The following is a 22,058-nucleotide window of genomic DNA, read 5'->3' on the forward strand; positions in this document are numbered from 1 at the left end:
ATGGGCCGCTGTGACGGTCCTGTTTTTGTTGCCATACGGCAACGTCGTTGCCGTATGGCAACGATGGGGGAATGATGCCGGGAATGGAAAAACAGGCCGGCCGCATCCATGGACACGCGGTCCGCCGGATCTTGCTATGTATACAAAATTCTTTGAAAATCCAATATTGAATTAATTGGTAAATCGTGGTAGCATGAAAACACAAACCGCCATTTTAAGGGAAAAGGGGAGAAACATGGATTTCAGACAAATCGAAGCTTACGTCAATGTCGTAAAGCAAAAGAGCTTTTCAAAAGCCGCCTATATTAGCAATGTGAAGCAGCCGACCATAAGCGCGCACGTCAACGCTCTGGAGAAAGAAATGGGAGTCAAGCTGATCGACCGGACCCATCGGGAAGCCAGGCCCACACCAGAAGGCCAGTTGTTTTACGATTATGCCATCAACATGATCAATCTGAGAGAGACCGCCACTTACTCCATAAAAGGTTTTCAAAAAAATATTAACGGATTAATCCGAATTCATGCGTCTAATTTTCCTGCAGAATACATCTTGCCCAAACTGATCAAATCCTTCAGCGATCTCTATCCCAACGTTAAATTTCAAATTGAACAGTACGACAGCAAACAGGTTCTGGAGAACATGCTGGAAAACAAGGCCGAAATCGGTTTTACAGGAGTAAAAGGCAGCTACGGTCTGGCCTATATCCCACTATTTGAAGACGAACTGGTGGTCATCGCCCCAAAAGATAAACAATACGAGGGGCTGATCAAAGAGCCGATTAAGGTGTCTGAGATCGCAGACTATCCGCTGATTTTCAGAGAACAGGGCTCAGGCACAAGAAAATTATTGGAGGCCATCTTGGTGCGCGATGGGATACAACTGGACGAGCTCAATGTGGTGGTGACGGTGAATAACAATGCCATGCTGAAACGATTCGTGAAAAGCGGAATGGGGGCAGCGATCATTTCTAAATGCGCGGTGGAAAAAGAAGACAAAGACTTCTTCCATGTCATAGAGATTGACAATCTGGGGGTAAAAAGAAAGTTTTATCTTACCTATAATAAGAAAATAACAGGTACACCTACAGTGAATCTGTTTAAATCCTTTGTGGAAGATGGATTTAAATAGGGGCAGGGAAGGCACTGCAACAAGAAAACAGTACAAAAAAAGAGGACGGGCTATCGCATTTTTGATAGCCCGTTCCTCCTTTAAGAAGGTATATGTCAAAAGAGTATCTAAGCTGCTGTTTTCTTGGAGTTCTTCTTAGCGATCCGAAGAACAACCTTGACGGCCACCAGGAGAATGAAAATGATTCCCACATAACCGTTGATGACATAGATGATATTGAGCAATTTATTGAACGGCAGCAGCAGCGCCACCGCAGCGCCCAGCAGAGCCAGAACGACAATGACAAGCTTGCCTTTGGTCGTCTTTTCGTCTACGAATCTGGTTGCCGGACTGTAGAGAAGGGGCACGGCCGATGAATAGATACCGAACATGATAATGATTGCGAAGACAGCGCCCAGCGCGGGACTCAGGTTGGCGGCCAGCGTGAGGATTGGAATCTGGGAACCTTCCATGGATTCCATATTGGCAAACATGGCCAGCACCACGATGAGAGCCGTTACTGTGAACAAGGCCACGCCTAAAATCTGGCCGTAAGCGGCCTGCTTGAAGCTTTTCAGCGTCTTGCCGTAAGCTGGCAGAAATGCTACCATCCACAGGATGCCGAAGCCCAAATAATTGAATACGGACATGTACCAGGAATCGGCCGGTTTGACCAGATCCAAATCCGCCGTAAGGGCCATACCTTCTTTAATGGACAGATCGCCCATAAAGATATTGGGAATACAGATTAAGATGGTGATTACGATCAAGGCCGGTCCGATTTTGCCGATGATATCTGCGATTCGATTGAGTCCAAGGGTAACGGTCAAACCTCCGGCAACGGCCAGTATGACAACGCCGACCCAGGTCGGAAGCCCATAGTGCTGATTCAGGGTAGCGCCGGCGCCGGAACACATGACGATGAACGACATATAGACAAACAGGTTTGTAAAATAGTCGTAAAAGGTACCGATATATTTGCCGCAGTAGTACTTATAAACACCGTCTTTTGTTTCAAACTGTTCTCTGTATCCGGTTGTAATGAATTCGGTGTCCATCCATGAACCGATGATAAAATATGCGATCAGAGCTGCGAACGCGCTGACGCCGTATGATGTGAAATATTGCAGAACCTCTTGTCCCGTAGCAAATCCTGAGCCGATGGCAAAGGCGATATAAGTGCCGGCGACCGTTAAAATTCCTCCCAATGATACTTTGTTTCCACTCATAGAAATTCTCCTTATAATAATTATGCTTCATATACGATATTGCCGTCCATCATGGTCATCATCACCGGCATGGCAAACATTTGATCCCGGTCAGAAATGATTTGGAACGGATCTTTGCCCAGAACAACCACGTCGGCCAGTTTACCCGGTTCAAGGGTACCCAGCTCATTCTCTTTACCGCATGCGTATGCGGATCCCAGGGTGTAGTTTCTGAGAGCTTCATGAAGGGATAACTTTTCCCAGGGGTTGTAGCCGCCTTGGGGTTCCAGCTGATTGGTAAGCCGGTTCACGCAGCGGAATAAGCCTCTAAATGGGGTAAAATCCACAACCGGATAATCAGTTCCAAATGCCATATGGGCACCGGTATCCAAAATGGATTTAAATGCCCACATATACTTCATCCGTTCCTCACCGATCAAATGGTGGAAGGGATGGGTGCTGTAGTGGGTGCGAGGGGAGTGTTCAGGCTGAACGGACGCGACCACTCCCAGTTCCTTGAACCTGGGAATATCCTCCGGAACGATCATTTCAATATGCTCGATGGCATGGCGCATATCCCGAAAACCGTTGGCTTTGCCGGCCTCTTCAAAGGCATCCAGGGCAAGATGGACCGCTCCGTCGCCGCAGCAATGAACCCGGCATTTGACATTCATCTCGTCCAGCTCCGTGACTCTTGCGATGAACTGATCTCTGGGAACCAGCGGCTTGCTGACAAACCCCGGTTTATCCTCATAAGGCGCTGCCAGAAAACCGGTGTAGCCCATAGGAGTACCGTCCAGGAACTCCTTCACTCCGTTGAAGGTAACCAGCGGTCCGGTGAATTCCTGTTCCAGTGCCTTGATTTTTTCGTTGGATTCCATCATGGCTGCGGAAAAGTTGATGCGGACGGGCAAATCCCCCGACTGCTGAAGGATGCGGTAAGCTCCTTCTCGGATAATACCGTGGAGAGGCAGATCGCCTACTGAAGTGATTCCCAGACTGTTGGCCATTTTTGCAAAGGACCTGGTAAAATCCGCGATCTTTTCGTCAGAAATTTGATCAAAGATGATCTTTAATAAAGGAGCAACGGCAAGCTCATGAACATATCCGGTCAGCTCACCATTTTCGTCTTTCACATATTCCCCATTGGGCGGATCGGGCGTGTTCTTATCAATATGAAGCCTTCTTAACGCCTCGCTGTTGAGCCATGCGCCGTGGCATTCCTTATTCAAAGAAAACACGGGCGTTTTTGGAAAATAGCGGTCCAGAGTTTCCTTCGTAGGAAGCTTTTGTCCCGGCCAGACGAAATGATCCCAGGCGCCGCCCAGAATCCATTGGTCCGGATCCTTGTCTTTGTTCCGTTCATATAAATAGCGCGCCGCATCTTCTTCCGCGGCTGTGCGGCGAATGGTGCCAAAGTATTCCATCATAGCAGCCATAGCCATATGAACATGATAATCGTTGAAGGCAGGCATCAAAAATCCATCGGAATAATCCAGAATTTCATCCGCCATGGCCTCATCCCAATCCTTTGCCGGAATAAGGGCGCTGATTCGATTGCCGTCAATCAGCAAATAACCGTCAACCAACACATCCGAAAGGGACGTATAAATCTTCTTACATCGAATTGCTTTCATCGTTCACCTCCATTTTTCGTTGCGTATTGAGAGAACTGTCGACATGCTTCTTCTCCACAATAAAGATATGCATATTGCGTGCCAGTTCCAGAAAATTCTGAAATAAAACAATGAAAAGCCCATGATTTCAACGATTTTAATATTATTGATTTTTTCAATAGTAAAATAATTAATAGTGATATATAAAATAGTTTGAAAATTGCCATGAATTTTTGGTGCAATTGTGCAACAAATGCAAAAATGCCCCATGAGCTGTTTCGGTAAAATACAAGTGGAGATCCATAGATGAATCTGCTAGGAACTTCAAAAATATATTGATTTTTCTAATACTTAAGACTATGATAAATTCAAGAAACCAATAAGTTGATACTTCTTTATAAAGGAGCTTTTTATGGATTTCAATAAATTTTCGGATGAAACGAAAACGTGTATAAGTGCCGTAATCGAATGCATCGATGACGGCATCTTTATAACCGACGGAACGGGTACGGTGGTTGAGCTGAACAAAAGCGCGCTGGGATGCCAGAGCAGAGAACAGATTATTGGAAAAAATATGCGCCAGCTGATTGAAGAGGGGATTTATGAAGATTCTCTGGCCCTGCGGGTCATCAAAGAAAAAAAGCCAGTCAGTATGGTCCAGCACGAAGAAACCGACATCCTGACCACCGCCATCCCCCATCTTGAGGACGGCCAGGTAAAAATGGTCGTGTGCTGTGAACGGGAAGTTTACGAGCTGGATGCTTTGCGCCAGGAATTGAAAGAAAGCAGAGCAAAAAATTTGCAATACGAGCAGGAACTGATGTATTTGCGAAAGAATGCAACCAGGGATGTGGGCATTATTGCAGAAAGCACCCAGATGCACGATGTGATCGAGCTGGCGCTGACGGCGGCCGAGTACGATTCCAGAGTTTTGCTCCAGGGTGAAACGGGAACCGGAAAAGAAGTGATCGCCAAGTTGATCTACCGCAACGGCAAACGGATGGGCAAACCTTTCGTCGATGTGAACTGCGGGGCCATCCCGGAGAACCTGCTGGAATCGGAGCTGTTCGGATATGAAAAGGGGGCTTTTACCGGAGCGAGGGAAGAGGGAAAGAAAGGCGTGTTTGAACTGGCTGACGGCGGTGTTTTGTTCTTAGATGAAATCGGAGAAACATCCATCCCTTTTCAAACCAAACTGCTGCGCTGTATACAGGAAGGTGCCGTAACCAGAGTCGGCGGGGTCAGAGCCGTCCCGGTGGATGTGCAGATCATCGCGGCCACCAATCGGGATTTATTGAGAGAAGTCAAGGAAGGGCGGTTCCGGGAAGACCTGTATTATCGATTAAACGTGTTTCCCATTGAAATACCGCCGCTGCGCCAGCGAAAGAGCGACATTGTTTCGCTGGTGTATCTATACGCTTCCAAATTCAATGACAAGCATGGTACGGACAAAATGTTTTCCAGGGAAGCGCTGGAAGCGCTGCAGAATTACAGATGGCCGGGCAATGTGAGAGAGCTGGCCAATGTGGTGGAAAGGCTGATGCTCATCAGCAAAAATAAAATTATCAAGGAGGATGAGCTGCAGTTTTTATTCTTTGCAGAGAATTCCCCGGAGGAACAGGAGCTGACAGAATCCTCGCTGGAAAAACATGTGGAACGCATCGAAAAAGAGGTGATTTCCAAATATCTGATGCGATATAAGCGGCGGGCGGAACTGGCCGATGCGCTGGGCATATCCATCGCCACTTTAAACAGAAAGCTGCGAAAATACGGATTAGGCGACTAGAGAGATTAGTGCAGATTTGATTGAAATCGATCAAATCTGCATTGTTTTTTTGTGCCTTTTTACCTGAAAGCATGTAATTTCAACGTTATGAAGATGGCACGGTTATTGCGATTCTTAATGGTATGGAAGGAGGAACTGTAATGAACAGCATGAAATTAGAGTTGGAAGTGATTGAAATCAAAGATATCCGGTTTGATCGCAAAACATCGGTGAAAGATCATGTTCTTCATATTAATAAAGAAGAATTGATCAAGTATCTGCAGGACCCTCGCTTGCAGAACATCGACATCGACTTGGCAAGGCCGGGTGAATCGGTACGCATTATTCCGGTAAAGGATGTGATCGAACCGAGGATCAAGGATGATGGAAAAGGGGGCAGCTTTCCCGGGTTCCTGGGGGATTACGAGGGCGCCGGCGACGGGAAAACCATCGTTTTGCGGGGATGCAGCGTGGTGACTACCGGGAAAATCGTTGGTTTTCAGGAAGGCATCATCGATATGTGGGGGCCCGTAGCCCGGCATTGTGCGTTTTCCGCGCTGAACAATGTGGTTGTCAAAGCAGACCCGCAAGACGGCATCGAACCTTCGGACCATGAAGCCGCGATCCGGGTCGCCGGACTCAAAGCAGCCCACTACCTGGCAAAGGCAGGACTTCAAGGAATTGCAGATAAACGGGAGGTCTACCAACTTCCGCCGGTTTCCAAAGAACTGCCCAAAGTGGCGATCATGTACATGACCATTGCCCAGGGGCTGCTCCATGACAATTATGTTTATGGGGTCGATGCGAAAAAACTCCATCCGACCCTGCTTCATCCCAATGAATTGCTCGACGGCGCCATTGTCAACGGCACGTGTGTGGTGGCCGCTGACAAACAAACCACCTACCGCCACCAGAACAACGCCCTGGTAAAGGAGCTGTACGCAAGGCACGGCGTTGATTTGGATTTTGCCGGTGTGATCGTCGTTCCGGTAAGGCCGGAGTTAAAGGAAAAGGAGCGGTGCTGCAGCGGGGCTGTCAATCTGGCCAGAACCATCGGCGTTGAGGGAGTGATCATTCCCGAAGAAGGGGGCGGAAACCCGGAAGCCGATCTGATGATGACATGTAGAGCCTGTGAAAAGCATGGTATTAAAACCGTTCTTATCATTGCCCTGGAGGATCCCCTTGCCGATACAACCCCAGAGGCCGATGCGGTCATCGACGTGGGCAATGACGATGAAGTACTGACCCTGGAACCGGCAGAAAAGGTGATCGGATATGAAGAACAGATTCAACTGCTGTCAGGGGCTCCAGAGAACTGTATCGCAGATGACGGAAGGATCCGCATCCCCTTGTACGTTATAACCGGCCTCCATGGAAGTCTGATCGGCTCCCATGTGAAAGGCGTGGCTTATTGATAGAAAGGCGGTGAGAAGATGAAGGTTGTACATTATATCAATCAATTTTATGGGCAAATCGGAGGCGAAGCGGAGGCTTATTATCCGTTGGAGGTAAGGACAGAACCCGTTGGCCCAGGAAAACAGCTGCAAGCCATGCTGGGAGAAGATGGCCGGATTGCAGCGACCGTGATCTGCGGAGATAATTATTTTAACGAAAACATGGAGACGGTAAGCCGCCAGATCGAGGAGATCCTGAAAACGTATGATGCTGATCTTTTGATAGCAGGTCCGGCTTTCAACGCGGGCCGATATGGGGTCGCCTGCGGGGCCGTCTGCAAGATCGCATACGAGATGGGTATCCCGGCAGTGAGTGGAATGTACAAGGGCAATCCGGGAGTCGAAATGTATCGGAGATACGGCTATATTCTCTCCACAGCCGACAACGCCCGGAGGATGAAAGAGGCCCTGGAAAGCATCTGCGGCCTGACAAAAAAACTGATCCGCGGAGAGCTGCCTGCCGCGCCCGATGAAGAGGGCTATTTTGAAAGGGGCTTGCGCAGAAACGTATTTATGGAAAAGAACGCGGCCCAAAGGGCAGTTGATATGCTGATGGCCAAAATGGGGGGCAAATCGTTCATCACGGAACGGGAGATGCCGGTGTTCGAGAAGTTTGCGCCCAGTCCGGCCATCCAGGATATGAAGCAGGCTACCATTGCAGTTATGACCAGCGGCGGCCTGACGCCCAAAGGCAATCCCGACCGGCTGGAAGCCTGCAACTGTACCAAGTATAAGATGTATTCTCTGGAAGAGGATTACGGAGGAAAAGGGATCACAAAAGGCCAGGTGGTACACGGCGGGTACGATCCTGTATACGGCAATGCTGACGGAAACCGGATCCTGCCGGTGGATGCGCTGGTTAAGCTTGAACAAGAAGGCGTGTTCGGCAAGCTCTACGATTACACCTATGTTACAGTGGGAAACGGCACAGAGGTTGACCGGGCGGCCGACTTCGGCGACAAAATCGCTGAAGAGCTGAAAGCGGGCGGCGTTGACGGTGTGCTGCTGACTTCCACCTGAGGAACCTGTACTCGTTGCGGAGCAACGATCGCAAAACATATTGACGCGGCAGGAATTCCCATCGTGCATATTTGCACCGTCACCCCTATTTCCATTACTGTGGGCGCCAACCGGGTCGTTCCAGGCGTTTCCATCCCTCATCCCGCAGGCAATCCCAACGCCAGCCGGGAAGAAGAATTCAAGAGCCGAGAACGGATTGTCAGGACGGCCCTTAAAGCGCTTGAGACCGATATAACGGAACAAACGGTATTTCCAGTGGAATCCAATCAGGAGGTGTGAACATGAACGAAAAGAAGAAGGGAATCGTGATCGATAATAGTAAAATCAAACGGCAGGATGTAAAACTGTTCACCATGGTCTTTATGATGTACGCATTCTGCAGCGGAGGCGCCTTTGGCATCGAAGAGATGATACCGGTGGCAGGCCCGGGAATGACCTTGCTGCTGCTGGTTTTGATCGCGCTTTTTTGGGCAACGCCCCAGGCGTTCATCTCAGTAGAGCTGGGTTCGGCAATGCCCTTTACCGGCGGGTTTTATAAATGGGTCCAGGCAGGTTTGGGAGAATTCTGGGCCTTTACCGCAGGATGGTGCCGGGTCATCGCCCAGTATGTGGAAAACGCTTCTTATATTATTCTCAGCGTCGGATATCTGAGCACGCTGATTCCCATGAGCGAGGGCGCGGCCTATATGGTAAAAGTGGCAATTGTATTATTCTTTACGGCCATCAACCTCCGGGGAATCAGGGAAGTTGGCTGGGTAAGCACGGTTCTTTCTCTGACGATCTTGATCGCTTTTGCGGCTGTTACGGCCGTGGGATTTGTCAATTGGGACACCAACCCCATCGTTCCTTTTTATAATGAAGAGGAAGGCCTGTTCTGGGGAATTTCCGGCGCCCTTGCCATAGGGATGTGGATGTATTCCGGCTATACATCCGTTTCTACCCTGGCAGGAGACTGCAAGGATCCGACCGTTGTTCCCAAGGCACTGATGATCGGACTGCCGCTCATTACCGTTACTTATCTCCTTCCCACCATGACAGGCGTATCAGCCATCGGAAACTGGCAGGACTGGGGTCCTGACAGCCTGAACTATGGAACGGTAGCGGCGCTGGCAAGTCCGATTTTTGGCTCTTTTATGATGCTCGTCGCAATATTCGGATGTTTGTCCTGCTACAATTCCTGTATGATTTCCTTATCGAGAAACTTTTACGCCATAGCGGAAGATAAGCTAGCACCCAAAATTTTGACAAAAGTAGATAAAAAGAGAGGCGTCCCCTATATTGCCATTTTGACCATCGCGGTTATTTCCATTATCGGATGTTCCATGGACTTTTCCACCGTGGTCACCATGTCGGTAACGTTATTTATGGTCGACTATGTGCTGGTCTGCATTGCGGGCATTATGCTGAGAAAGAAGGCTCCCGATTTGGCAAGACCCTTCAAGCTTCCTTTCGGAACAAAAGGGGTGGCGCTCTTCGTAAGTCCTGTATTTGTTGTTGCTTTCATCGCCCTCATGATCAATGGAGCCGACTATTTCCTGGGAGGAATTATCGGTGTGGCTGTTATTCCTATCCTTTACGTTTACTTTAAGAGACGAAGCGGCGGACTGGCCACTTTGGGTTACAGCGAAGAAAAGATCAATGAAAAGACCAAGATGTGCTGCGGAGATTTAAAGCGGATAACCAAGCTGTTCGGGGTGTTTTCTGTGTTGGGCCTCATTGGCAGCTTCTTTATCCCTTTTTATGATGGTTCCTGGGGGCCGGAATATTATATGGAAGCATACGGACCTGAAAATGCCTATACTTTTATCATCACGGCAATCCGGGCGATGACGGCCCTTTATATCGCAGCGACGGCAGTGCTCTACGGATTGTCGAAGAAATACGAACAATAGGCCGGTACAGCGGGGGGGGGGAATGTTCATTTTTACGAGAACGAGGTCCCTTGCGTAAAAAAGAAAAAAATCATGTAAAATTTACGCTTTTTTCAACGACAAAGCCTTCTTAAATTAGACTTGAAGCAGGATTGTTCCATTTTCCTAAAACTGAGGCCCCGCAAACCCACAACTTTGCGTAAATTTTAAGGATTTTCACAAAAGTTTTCCCAACACTTGCGGGCGGCTCAGCAATCTAATTCCAGTACCGCGGAATACGCTGCAGATTGAACGAAGTGGGTTAGCAAAGGTCTAGTGAACAAAAATAAAATAAAAAACCGACCCGTGACTAAGAGGTCGGTTTTTTTGGCATTGTATCGATCAGTAATTCTTTTTCTGTCTTGCGCTTATCATAGCAAAGATTGGGGCAGAATGGAAATCGCAAAACCGGATGGATTCTTTGACCGGCATAGAAAAGATCAATGGGTATAAACGATAGTAAAAATGAATGCTTTTGAAGATATGAATAGAAAAAGTCTATATCTCATGCGGGCGATTGAAATGAGTGGTTTGACAAGCTTATAATGGAAAAAGAACTTAATCCCGATAAAAAGAGGTAATAAGAATGAGTGAAACCAAGAAAATCGCGATCATGATCGCTGCGGACGTTATTGGAGCCGGCGACGAAGAGCTGGGCCATAACTTGATGAAGAGCTACATCTATTCTTTGACAGAAGCCGATGTGAAGCCCGAGACGATCATGTTTCTTAACAAAGGCGTCTATCTGACGACCAAGAATTCACCGGTGCTGGATTTGATTAAACAGCTGGAAGCAGACGGCGTTGAAATCCTTTCCTGCGGAGCATGCCTTGATTTTTATCAATTAAACGATGCGTTAGAAGTGGGAACGGTGACCAACATGTATTCGAACGTTGAAATTATGCATGAAGCTGATAATACAATCGTTATTTCATAATTTGCCCGCAAGGGGATATCGTTAATGATTGGAAGGTGTTTCGCATGAGCAGGGCTAACTTAGAGGATTCTTTCTTTGCCATGGTCTTTTCCTGTACAACGGATACCATTGAAACTGAGAGAACCATGCAAAAAAATTTTAAAACCATGATTATTCCCACTCCCAGGGAGATTTCTAAAAGCTGCGGCTTTGCTATTCGATTTTCGGATGTGGATGAAGAGGCGTTGGTTCAATCGGCCAGGGGCCTGGAAGTACCTCACGCGTTATATCGTTTGAGCGCAAAGGACGAAGGTGGTATGCGGACCGCCCGTCTGATTGAAGATGTCAGCTAAAACGTTTGATTATGAAAGGAGGGATCACAATGAAGAACGACGATGTCAAATTGACCGACATGTCCGCTCACGCTGGTTGAGCCGCCAAGATAGGACCGGGTGTCCTTTCAGAAGTTTTATGCCATCTGCCCAGATTCAGCGATCCCAATCTGCTGGTTGGATTTGATACGAGCGACGATGCGTCGGTTTATAAGATGGATGAAAACACGGCTTTAATCCAGACCGTGGATATTTTTCCGCCTGTTGTGGATGACCCTTATGAATACGGGCAAATCGCAGCTGTAAATTCATTGAGCGATGTATACGCCATGGGAGGGGAACCCAAACTGGCGCTCAATATCTTTTGTTTTCCGGAAGATCTGCCCAAGGATGTGGTCCAGGCCATACTCCAGGGCGGCTATGAAAAGGTACAGGAAGCCGGCGCGCTGATCACCGGAGGTCATACGATCCAGGACAGCGAGCCCAAATACGGACTTTCTGTAACTGGATTCGCTCATCCTTCGGAAATTCTGATGAACAATCAGGTCAGGGCCGGGGATGTGGTGATTTTAACCAAGGCGCTCGGCACCGGTATTTTAACGACGGCCGCTAAGGCCGGGCTGCTGGAGGAAGATGGGTATCGGGCATTGGTGGCCTCCATGACCCAGCTGAACAAAGCTGCCGCTGAGCGGATGAAACCATACGGCGTTCACAGCTGCACAGATGTAACCGGCTTCGGCCTTTTGGGACATGCCTTTGAGATGGCATATGGAAGCGGGATGACGATCACTTTGGATCATACAAAGCTGCCATTGCTGCCGGAAGCAGAAGAGATGGCCGAGACAGGAATCATCCCTGCGGGTGCATACCGAAACCGGGAATATTTAGATGATGTGGTACTGGTGAAAGAAGGGGTTCCTCTGGCAATCGAAGATATTTTGTACGATCCCCAGACTGCCGGCGGTCTGCTCATTTCCCTGCCAGAGACAGAGGGGCTGAGGCTGGTGAGCGAGCTGGAAGGCGCGGCTGAAATCATCGGCTGGGCCGAGGAGCTTCACGATTACAGCATTGTTGTGAAATGAAAAAAGCTGCCGCTGATCCTGGGCAGCTTTTTCAGGTTTACCAGCGGCTTGCCGGCAATCGAAAATTTCTATCCAAGGCCCGCCACCAATAAACAGATTCATTTTTACGAATTATGGTAAAACTGCTATCCTTTAACTGTAAGCAATTATTGATAGGAGGATAAATCGTAGAAATGAAAAAAACAGCTTTAATTGGAATCACAGGAGGACTTGTAGGACTGATCGCAGTGGTGCTGGTCTCCTTTGGAAATCCGGGCAATATGGGATTTTGCATTGCCTGCTTTTTGAGGGATACGGCCGGAAGCGTGGGGCTTCACAGGGCAGAAGTGGTGCAGTACATCCGGCCGGAAATCATCGGACTGGTATTCGGCGCTTTGATTATGTCTTTGATTGGAAAGGAGTTTTCGCCGAGAGGAGGCTCATCCCCGGCCATCCGCTTCGTGCTGGCAATCTGCGTGATGATCGGCGCTCTGGTGTTTTTAGGGTGTCCGCTGAGAATGATGCTCAGAATCGGCGGCGGCGATTTGAACGCCATTGTCGGTCTGGTGGGATTTGTTGTTGGAATCGTGATCGGAATCTTCTGTTTGAACAAGGGTTTCTCCCTGAATCGGGCATATAAACTGAGCAAGTGCGAAGGCGCGGTCTACCCGGCGATCAATGTCGGACTGCTGGTTTTGCTGTACGCGGCTCCCGCATTCTTGTTCTTCAGCACCGAGGGCCCCGGCTCCATGCACGCGCCCATCATTCTTTCCCTGATCGCAGGACTCATCGTCGGCGCTTTGGCTCAGAAGTCGAGATTTTGCACGGTTGCGGGAATTCGCGATACCATTCTCTTTAAAGATACCACCATGCTGATCGGCTTTATCTGTGTAATTGTGATTGCAATAATCGGGAATCTGATTACAGGAACGTTCCATGTCGGGTTTGAAGCCCAGCCCATTGCCCACAGCGACGGACTTTGGAATTTTATGGGCATGGTGGTGGTTGGATTCGGTTCGGTTCTTCTCGGCGGATGCCCGCTGCGGCAGGTGATTTTGTCCGGCGAAGGAAATACCGATTCCGTGGTAACGATCTTCGGATTTCTGGTCGGCGCTGCCATCTGCCATAACTTTGGACTGGCATCGTCTGCGGAGGGCCCGTCGCCCTACGGTCCGGCAGCTGTGATCCTATCGCTGGTCGTGGTGGCATTGATCGCGGTATTTAATTTAAAGAAAGTTTCGAAGGCTTAATTGAGGAGGTTTAGGATGGTAATTCATGTTGACGCCAGGGGCTGTGCTTGCCCTGAGCCGGTAATCAAGACAAAGAAGGCGATCGCGCAGGAGCACGATGAAGTGGTGGTTCTTGTGGACAATCGGACCGCTTTGGAAAACGTAAAGCGATTTGCGGCAAAACAGAATCATCAGGTGATAGTTGAAGAAATCGAAGGCGACTATCAGCTGACTTTAAAGAAGTAGGCGGGGTGCATATGGAATATATCGTGACCTTTCATACCCATTTTGACGCGCTGCAGTACGAGCGATTTTTGAAAAAAGAGGGCATTAAAGGAAAACTGCAGCCGGTTCCCAGGGCGCTGAGCTCATCCTGCGGCACTTGTGTAAAGTTCGCCGCAAAAGAACCGGCAGAGGAAAATCCCAAGTTCGTGGACCATGAGTTTGAAAAGTTGTTTGCTGTCGGGGATGATGGGTATGTGTTCCTGGCTGACGGCGATGCTGACGGGTTATAGATGAGGAAAAAAGGATGGAAACGGAAGTAGTTCTTCGTGTTCCATCCTTTTTAGGCTTATTTCCATTTAAGGGTATAGGCGCCGGATTCACGTTTGTCTTTGGTATAGATCTTTATATAATAAGTTCCTTTTGATAGACGCCCGTACTTTGTTTTGCTTTCAATATAACCATCTGCGTCTATCGTCTTTTGACGCAGGCTTTTCACTTTCTTTCCCTTTTTATTATATAGATCGATATAACATTGGCCAGACATATAATTCTTTAAATAAAATTTCACTTTACCGGATTTTTTGACTTTGACCTTGTACCAATCGTGGCCTTTTTTGCCAGACAGGACATAGCCTTTGATTTTTTTGTTTCGTTTAATGGAGACGCTTTTTTTCTTGGTGGCGCCGCTTTTTTCCTTAATTTTGGTATTACGAAGATAGAGCCGGTAGGGCCCTGTGCCGGATTGATCCTGAACATTTTTGAGGCGGAGATAATAGGTCGTTCCTTTTTTTACCCCAAAATACAATGGCAGGCCGCCATCATAAGACCTGGCAATATTTTTTGAAATCTGCTTTTTATTGTTGTCCAAGAGGGCGAACGTTGCGTCTTCTTCACCAGTATAGTAGTTTACCTTGATATAGCCGGTTTCTTTTGCAGTGAACCGGTACGTTTGCGATTTAGCAATGGGGGTTATCCCCAGATATTCAGTCGTATTCAAACGAATTGTTCGGTCGGCGGCAGGATAGAGCCTCGCTTCCAGATCAAAAGAAACCTGGAAAGAAGGGGCCTTGCTGCAAATGGCGATATAAAGCTGTTCTCCGGCTTTTGCAGAACTGAGCTGCAGGTTATGGCGGAGACCGTTTTCAATTTTTAATTGTTCTTCCCATTTGTCACTGAGATTTTCTTTTTTGCCATATGCTACATTGAGCGATCCTGTCCCTCGGACATTCCCAATCTTCACATCAATTAATCCGCTTTCGGTAAAGGGGACTTGATAAATTTTGCCGCGATAGCCATCAAAGAGAATCGGGTCGCTGTCTGAAATCGTGCCCGATATTTTGGGGACATGTTCCTTTCCCTGATAAACTTTTGTGGGAAGCATTTCCACATACTTCCCAGAAGATTCGGCCGCCATTGCTGCCGATGGGATCATTGCTGCGAAGAGCATGAGCCCGGTGATCAATGCTGTGATCTTCGTTTTCATAATTTCCTCCTTTTTACACAATACACTTAGAGACATGAACAACGTGCTGACAGCAGGGGTTCTGTATGCGAAAAGAAATGATTTCGACGGCAGAATTGGTTTGCTGTCTAGCTATAGTATACCTTGTAAGTGACGAGGAGGCAAGCATGGAAGAGGGGCGCGCCTAAGGCGCCCCGGGGTGGTCTTGCCTGGGCTCGGTTTTGCTCGGGAAAAATATTTTTTTTTTGCCGATTCCTAATCGAAATGGCCTGATTTGGATGCAAGGTCCATAGAAAAACAGGCAATTTTGATGCTTTCGCAGCTCGGCGGGTCGGAAGATGGTATCTATTTGCTGCAAATAGCTCCGAACGAATAATTTATGTGTGGTTAGTTGCGAGCAACAACTGAGATGAACTGGCCTGAAGCGAAATTTCACGTGATTTTCTATGGACTTTGGCTTGAAAAAGGCCGATTTCGAATAGAAATGGGATAAATTTACATTTTGCTCAGCGTGGATTCGCTTCATGCAGCGGGTTAGAGCAGTTTGGGCCGTGCTGGTGATCCGGGTTACAAAAATCCGAAAATTTTTATTCTTTGTATCCAAATTACAGCCTGGCGCAGGCTGCAGGTTTTTATACCAGTATTTACTCCATCGCAGGCGAACTGGCCGGCTGATACGCACATCTGCTCTGCGGCCGCCAGATTCCAGGCAGCACAAGGTTTCATAGCATAAAAGAAAGAGATGATAGGATCGAGATTGCGATAGAGGAGTTGATGGAGAAAGATTAATCAGTACAGAACAAATGTTCCTTTTTGTTCTGTACTTTTTAAATATTCTATGCTAGAATACCTACATGGAATCGATGCTGCCGTAAGGCAAAAGCGAGTGAAATAACAGCGGACCCAGGTCCGCGTTCAAGATAATACGGGGGTGGAACAGATGCGAGAAGAGCGTCTTTTTAAAATAGCTTCAGAATACAAACCTATGGGAGACCAGCCGCAGGCCATCCAAACGCTGGCCCGCGGAGTGGAGGAAGGCAGAGAACACCAAACATTGATGGGCGTTACCGGCTCTGGAAAAACCTTCACCATGGCCAATATTATCGAAAAGGTGCAAAAGCCTACCCTGGTGATTTCCCACAACAAAACCCTGGCAGCCCAGCTTCACGGCGAATTCAAAGAGTTTTTTCCCGACAACGCGGTGGAATACTTTGTCTCCTATTACGACTACTACCAGCCGGAAGCTTACGTGCCTTCCACGGATACCTATATTGAAAAGGATTCCGATATCAACGAAGAGATTGAAAAACTGCGCCACTCGGCCACAGCGGCTCTGGCGGAGCGGAGCGACGTAATCATCGTCGCCAGCGTATCCTGCATCTATGGACTGGGCAGCCCATTTGACTATGAAAATCAAATGCTGTCGCTGCGGCCGGGCATGGAAAAAAATCGCCAGGATATTCTGCGCCGATTGGTGGACATCCAATATACCCGCAACGATATGGCCTTCACCAGAGGCACGTTCCGGGTGCGGGGCGATGTGATCGACATCTATCCGGCAGGAGCGGAAAACGCAGTCCGGGTAGAACTCTTCGGCGACGAAGTGGAAACCATTAAAGAGATCAATCCCGTGACCGGCGAAATCATCGGATTGCGCAACCACATTGCCGTTTACCCGGCTTCCCACTATGTAACGACCAAAGAAAACATCGAAAACGCCGCTCTGACCATCGGCGAAGAACTGGAAGAGCGGATCCAGTGGTTCAAAGACCGGGGCAAACTGATCGAAGCGCAGAGAATTGAACAAAGGACCCGCTACGACATTGAAATGCTCCGGGAAATCGGCACCTGCAAAGGGATCGAGAATTATTCCCGCCATCTCAACGGACTGCCCGCCGGTAACCGGCCTTATACACTGATCGACTACTTCCCCGACGATTTCCTCATCATGATCGACGAATCCCACGTCATGCTCCCCCAGCTGAGGGCCATGTACGCCGGAGACCGATCCCGGAAAAGCTCGCTGGTGGAATACGGTTTCCGTCTGCCTTCCGCGCTGGACAACCGGCCCCTTCAGTTCGAGGAATTTCGGAACCTGGCCCACCAGTGCATCTATGTCAGCGCTACGCCGGGCTCCTATGAAAAAGAACAGAGCGGCGGCGTCACAGCCGAACAGATCATCCGCCCCACCGGCCTTTTGGATCCGTTGATTCAGGTCCAGAAGAGCGAAGGGCAGATCGACCACCTCATTGGAGAAATCAATAAAACCGTGGAAAAGGGCGAGAAAGTCCTGGTAACCACATTGACAAAAAAAATGTCTGAAAGCCTGACCGATTATTTAAAAAACGCCGGAATACGTGTTAGATATCTTCATTCTGAGGTAGATACATTAGAGAGAATGGAGATCATCCGCGACCTGCGTATGAACGTGTTTGACGTTCTGGTGGGAATTAACCTTCTGCGGGAAGGGCTGGATATCCCAGAGGTGTCCCTGGTCGCCATCCTGGATGCGGACAAGCAGGGATTCCTGAGGACGGAAACCTCGCTGATTCAGACCATCGGCCGCGCCGCCAGACACTCGGAAGGCCGGGTCATCATGTACGCCGATACCATCAGTCCGGCGATGAAGGTCTCCATTGAGGAAACAGAGCGCAGACGCAAGATACAGGACGCCTATAACAAAGAACACGGCATCACGCCCCAGACCATCAAAAAATCGGTAAGAGACGTGATCGAAGCCACCATTGCTGCTGAGGAAGAATCCCAGTATAAGGGAAAGAGTCCTCTGGAGCTGACCAAGAAAGAGCTGGCCGCATATATCAAACAATTGGAAAAGGAAATGAAACAGGCTGCTGTTGACCTCCAGTTCGAACGGGCGGCCATGCTGCGAGACCAGATTTTCGAATATAAAGTAAAACTTTAACATGAGGATAAGAGATGACAAAAGACATTCACATCAAAGGAGCAAATGAAAACAACTTAAAAAACATTGACGTTACCATCCCCAGAGACCAGATGGTGGTGCTGACGGGACTTTCCGGTTCCGGAAAGTCGTCGCTGGCTTTTGACACCATCTATGCGGAAGGACAGCGGCGCTATGTGGAGAGCCTGTCTTCCTACGCCAGACAGTTTCTGGGACAGATGGAAAAACCCAATGTGGAATATATCGAAGGCCTTTCACCGGCTATTTCCATAGACCAAAAGACCACCAGCAAAAATCCCCGCTCCACCGTGGGCACAGTAACAGAGATTTACGACTATCTGCGGCTGATGTACGCCCGTATCGGCGTGCCCCACTGTCCGGTCTGCGGCAAGGAGATTTCCAGCCAGTCAGTGGATCAGATCGTGGATTCGCTCATGGAACTGGGGGAAAAGACCAGGATTACCATGCTGGCACCGGTGGTACGCCAGAGAAAAGGCGAACACGAAAAGATTCTGGAGCGAATCCGCAAAGAAGGATTCACCAGAGTCAGAGTCGACGGCGAGATCCGGCAGATTAATGAAGAAGAGATTAAACTGGAAAAGAATCTGAAGCATATTATCGAGATCGTCATCGACCGGATCATCGTCAAAGAAGGCGCGGAAAGCCGCTTGTCAGAAGCCTGCGAGCTGGCAATTTCCCATGGGGATGGACTGATCGTGGCCCATATCAAACAGGACGAAGCGGAATACGACCGAATCTTCAGCACCAGCCTGGCCTGCCCGGAACACGGAGTCAGCATCGCTGAGCTGGAGCCGCGGATGTTCTCCTTTAACAACCCCTTCGGCGCCTGCCCGGACTGCAAGGGGCTGGGATTCATCCAGAGAATCGACCCGGATCTGATCATCGCCCAGCAGGACAAGAGCATCCCCGACGGCTGTCTGTCCACCATCTTCGCTTCCATGGAATTTTCCGGATTCTACCGGCAGATGATCGAAGCTCTGGCCGAGTATCACAAAGTGGATATCAATACGCCGTATAACAAGCTGCCGAAAAAATTCAAACAAGAGCTTTTATACGGGACCGGAAAACGGCACCTGAAATATTATTATACCAGCCGCAGCAACGGCACCAAATCCTATCGGGATCATCCATTCGAAGGCGTGATCAATAACCTGGAACGGAGATACCGGGAGACCAATTCGGAATTCATCAAAGAAAAGATGAGCAAATACATGACCATCACCCCATGCGATACCTGCGGCGGCAGACGTCTGCGGCCGGAAGTGCTGGCCGTTACCGTAGGCGGAAAAAACATCATGGAGTTCTGTGAGATGTCCATCCGCGACGCCTATCAGTTTGTGGAAAGCCTGCACCTTTCTGAAAAAGAGCTGATGATCGCCAATCAAGTGCTCAAGGAAATTAAAGCGCGGCTCAACTTCCTCATCGACGTGGGCCTGGACTACCTAACCCTCTCCAGAGCTTCGGCAACTCTTTCCGGGGGTGAATCGCAGCGTATACGGCTGGCGACCCAAATCGGTTCCAGTCTGGTGGGCGTCCTCTATATTTTGGACGAGCCCAGCATCGGCCTCCATCAAAAGGACAACGAAAAGCTTTTGGCTACCCTGAGGCATTTGACCGATATCGGCAACACCCTGATCGTGGTCGAACACGATGAAGATACCATGTATGCGGCCGACCATATTGTAGACATCGGACCCGGCGCCGGTATCCACGGCGGCGAGCTGGTGGCGGAAGGAACCGTGGAGGATATTAAAAAGAACAAGCGATCCATCACCGGCCAATACCTGAGCGGGGAAAAGAAGATCGAAGTGCCGAAAAATCGCCGTCAGGGAAACGGTCTCAAGATCCAAATCAAAGGTGCGGCAGAAAACAATCTGAAAAAGATCAACGTCAACATCCCGCTGGGCAAGCTGGTCTGCGTTACCGGAGTTTCTGGTTCGGGAAAGAGCAGTCTGGTCAACGAAATCCTGTACAAGGGCGTGGCTGGGGAAACCAACGGACTGAAAGCCAAAGCCGGCGCTCATAAAAAGATCATCGGAATCGAAAACATCGATAAAGTAATCGATATCAACCAGTCGCCCATCGGCAGAACGCCCCGGTCAAACCCGGCTACCTACACAGGGGTATTTACGCCCATCCGGGATCTGTTCGCCCAGCTGCCGGAAGCCAAGCTGAGGGGATACGAAAAGGGACGCTTCAGCTTTAACGTCAAGGGCGGCAGATGCGAGGCGTGCAGCGGAGACGGCATCATCAAGATTGAAATGCATTTCCTGCCTGATGTATATGTGCCCTGCGAAGTCTGCAAAGGAAGAAGATATAATCGTGAAACTCTGGAAGTGAAATATAAAGGAAAGAGCATCTTTGATGTGCTGGACATGAATGTGACAGAAGCGCTTGAATTTTTCCAGCACATTCCCGCCATCGCAAGACAGCTGGAAACGTTGGAGCAGGTGGGACTAGGTTATATTAAACTGGGACAGCCTTCCACCCAGCTTTCCGGAGGAGAAGCCCAGCGGATCAAGCTGGCATCCGAGCTCTCCAAGCGGAGCACGGGAAAGACCTTGTATATTTTGGATGAGCCGACCACAGGACTTCATTTTGCCGACGTGGATAAGCTGCTGCAAGTGCTGGATACCTTGGTAGACGCAGGCAATACGGTGGTTGTAATCGAACACAACCTGGACGTCATCAAGAGAGCCGACCACATCATCGACCTGGGGCCGGACGGCGGCTTTCGCGGGGGAGAAATCGTAGCTGAGGGTACCCCTGAAGAAGTGGCCCAGGCGGCGCAGTCCTATACCGGACAGTTTTTAAAAAAAATGCTCTAATGTGCGCAGGCGGTTGCTTTTTGACAACTTCAAGATGCGGCGATGCAACCGGCTGGAAAGCGAGATTCAAAACATTCTAAATAGTTTGAAAATGCGCCCCTTGGGGATAAACTGCGTACAATTATAATTTCCAAAAATTAGAAACTGTTTCAAAAGTAAAACAAAGGAAAAAATTAGAAAAAACAAGAGGTTGCTAAACCCGTTGAAATTTCAACGGGTTTTCTTTTTTTGCCCTTGGTATGAGATTTGCACTATATAGAAGCTATAAGTTGTTTCCATGTGATGCAGAAAGGAGTGATCGAGATGCTGCAAGAAAAGACTATTGTAAAAAGGCTCGGGAAAGCAGCCCGGGCGGAACCTGCGGACTGCTTGCAAACAGCGGGAGACGTACAATTTTTTACCCAGATTGTACATAGCAGGAACGAGGCGGTTGAAAGCAAATTAAAGCTGCTGAGGGGAAGCTTTTTCGGCAGACCCATGGTGAAATTCGAAGTGAAAAGCATGTCCGACGTCTGGGTGCCCTATTGCTATTTGGAATATGATTTTTCCGTAGAACGAAAAATTATGTTCAAACAAAAAGGACTGATGAAAACGGGCACCGTTGGCTTGGTGTTCGATCTGAACGAAATGCACCCATTCCAGTACGATCTGTTTGAGAGCGGTGCGCTGCCGCTGAAAAAAGGCAGGCTGAATCAAGAACAGCGGAAAATGCTCAAGAGCAGCCACTCCCTTTGCGAAGTGAAAGCAAAGGCGGAAGATTACCTCCAATTTCGAGTCATGAAAAAGTTTTACGGCACGGAGGCGCAGCTGTACCTAAAGAAGGAACAGCCTTTTTTCCGCCCCGCAGTGGAGATCGAAGTGCTGTACAAAGGAAAAAACACCAATTTCAGGTATGCGTACCTGGATGAGTTCGCTGTGGAGAGCGAACACGTTCTGGGCCTGAAATATCGGGTAGACAACAATTTTTAAAAGGACCGCTG

17 protein-coding genes are annotated in these 22,058 nt (G+C 48.8%); 14 read left to right on the forward strand and 3 right to left on the reverse strand.

The window, feature by feature from the left end:
• Positions 1-235: 235 nt before the first annotated feature.
• On the forward strand, positions 236-1,129 hold the full coding sequence (locus LG211_RS02515) for a selenium metabolism-associated LysR family transcriptional regulator (RefSeq protein ID WP_227754653.1): 894 nt from the start codon (positions 236-238) through the stop codon (positions 1,127-1,129).
• 107 nt (positions 1,130-1,236) lie between these two features.
• On the opposite strand, the gene LG211_RS02520 is transcribed toward LG211_RS02515, so the two are convergent.
• Both LG211_RS02520 and LG211_RS02525 read right to left on the reverse strand, forming a co-directional pair.
• Positions 1,237-2,337: a YkvI family membrane protein gene (locus tag LG211_RS02520; protein ID WP_148397748.1), complete on the reverse strand. Its 1,101-nt coding sequence runs from the start codon at positions 2,335-2,337 to the stop codon at positions 1,237-1,239.
• Positions 2,338-2,357: 20 nt separating this feature from the next.
• Positions 2,358-3,953 carry an amidohydrolase gene (locus tag LG211_RS02525; protein ID WP_148397749.1) on the reverse strand — a complete coding sequence of 532 codons (1,596 nt, stop codon included), beginning with the start codon at positions 3,951-3,953 and terminating at the stop codon, positions 2,358-2,360.
• Between the two features lie 391 nt (positions 3,954-4,344).
• Between LG211_RS02525 and LG211_RS02530 the strand changes: the two genes are divergently transcribed.
• The 10 genes from LG211_RS02530 to LG211_RS02575 all read left to right on the forward strand — a co-directional run bounded on the left by LG211_RS02530 (position 4,345) and on the right by LG211_RS02575 (position 14,134).
• A complete protein-coding gene (locus LG211_RS02530) occupies positions 4,345-5,718 on the forward strand; it encodes a sigma-54 interaction domain-containing protein (protein ID WP_148397750.1) in 1,374 nt (457 codons plus the stop codon).
• Between the two features lie 140 nt (positions 5,719-5,858).
• On the forward strand, positions 5,859-7,112 hold the full coding sequence (locus LG211_RS02535) for a glycine/sarcosine/betaine reductase component B subunit (RefSeq protein ID WP_227754651.1): 1,254 nt from the start codon (positions 5,859-5,861) through the stop codon (positions 7,110-7,112).
• A gap of 18 nt (positions 7,113-7,130) precedes the next feature.
• Positions 7,131-8,450 carry a glycine/betaine/sarcosine/D-proline family reductase selenoprotein B gene (locus LG211_RS02540; protein ID WP_269476950.1) on the forward strand — a complete coding sequence of 440 codons (1,320 nt, stop codon included), beginning with the start codon at positions 7,131-7,133 and terminating at the stop codon, positions 8,448-8,450.
• A gap of 2 nt (positions 8,451-8,452) precedes the next feature.
• Entirely contained in the window at positions 8,453-10,063 is a 1,611-nt protein-coding gene (locus tag LG211_RS02545) for an APC family permease (protein WP_269476951.1), read from the forward strand.
• Between the two features lie 604 nt (positions 10,064-10,667).
• On the forward strand, positions 10,668-11,018 hold the full coding sequence (yedF, locus tag LG211_RS02550; protein ID WP_148397753.1) for a sulfurtransferase-like selenium metabolism protein YedF: 351 nt from the start codon (positions 10,668-10,670) through the stop codon (positions 11,016-11,018).
• 44 nt (positions 11,019-11,062) lie between these two features.
• Positions 11,063-11,350 (forward strand): putative Se/S carrier protein, encoded by a 288-nt coding sequence (locus tag LG211_RS02555; protein ID WP_148397754.1) that lies wholly within the window; start codon positions 11,063-11,065, stop codon positions 11,348-11,350.
• A gap of 29 nt (positions 11,351-11,379) precedes the next feature.
• On the forward strand, positions 11,380-12,411 hold the full coding sequence (gene selD / locus LG211_RS02560) for a selenide, water dikinase SelD (protein WP_148397755.1): 1,032 nt from the start codon (positions 11,380-11,382) through the stop codon (positions 12,409-12,411).
• 173 nt (positions 12,412-12,584) lie between these two features.
• Positions 12,585-13,640: a YedE family putative selenium transporter gene (gene yedE, locus LG211_RS02565; RefSeq protein ID WP_227754649.1), complete on the forward strand. Its 1,056-nt coding sequence runs from the start codon at positions 12,585-12,587 to the stop codon at positions 13,638-13,640.
• A gap of 15 nt (positions 13,641-13,655) precedes the next feature.
• Positions 13,656-13,865 carry a sulfurtransferase TusA family protein gene (locus LG211_RS02570; protein ID WP_148397757.1) on the forward strand — a complete coding sequence of 70 codons (210 nt, stop codon included), beginning with the start codon at positions 13,656-13,658 and terminating at the stop codon, positions 13,863-13,865.
• Between the two features lie 11 nt (positions 13,866-13,876).
• A complete protein-coding gene (locus tag LG211_RS02575; RefSeq protein WP_148397758.1) occupies positions 13,877-14,134 on the forward strand; it encodes a putative Se/S carrier protein in 258 nt (85 codons plus the stop codon).
• A gap of 56 nt (positions 14,135-14,190) precedes the next feature.
• Here the strand turns inward: LG211_RS02575 and LG211_RS02580 are convergent, their stop codons facing one another.
• Entirely contained in the window at positions 14,191-15,327 is a 1,137-nt protein-coding gene (locus tag LG211_RS02580) for a PPC domain-containing protein (protein WP_269476952.1), read from the reverse strand.
• Positions 15,328-16,246: 919 nt separating this feature from the next.
• Here LG211_RS02580 and uvrB point away from each other — a divergent pair.
• The 3 genes from uvrB to LG211_RS02595 all read left to right on the forward strand — a co-directional run bounded on the left by uvrB (position 16,247) and on the right by LG211_RS02595 (position 22,047).
• Entirely contained in the window at positions 16,247-18,229 is a 1,983-nt protein-coding gene (gene uvrB, locus LG211_RS02585) for an excinuclease ABC subunit UvrB (protein WP_148397760.1), read from the forward strand.
• 14 nt (positions 18,230-18,243) lie between these two features.
• Entirely contained in the window at positions 18,244-21,078 is a 2,835-nt protein-coding gene (uvrA, locus tag LG211_RS02590; protein ID WP_227754647.1) for an excinuclease ABC subunit UvrA, read from the forward strand.
• A gap of 303 nt (positions 21,079-21,381) precedes the next feature.
• A complete protein-coding gene (locus tag LG211_RS02595) occupies positions 21,382-22,047 on the forward strand; it encodes a hypothetical protein (protein WP_148397762.1) in 666 nt (221 codons plus the stop codon).
• Positions 22,048-22,058: the final 11 nt, after the last annotated feature.

Source organism: Hominibacterium faecale, from assembly GCF_020734085.1.
GTDB lineage: Bacteria > Bacillota > Clostridia > Peptostreptococcales > Anaerovoracaceae > Hominibacterium > Hominibacterium faecale.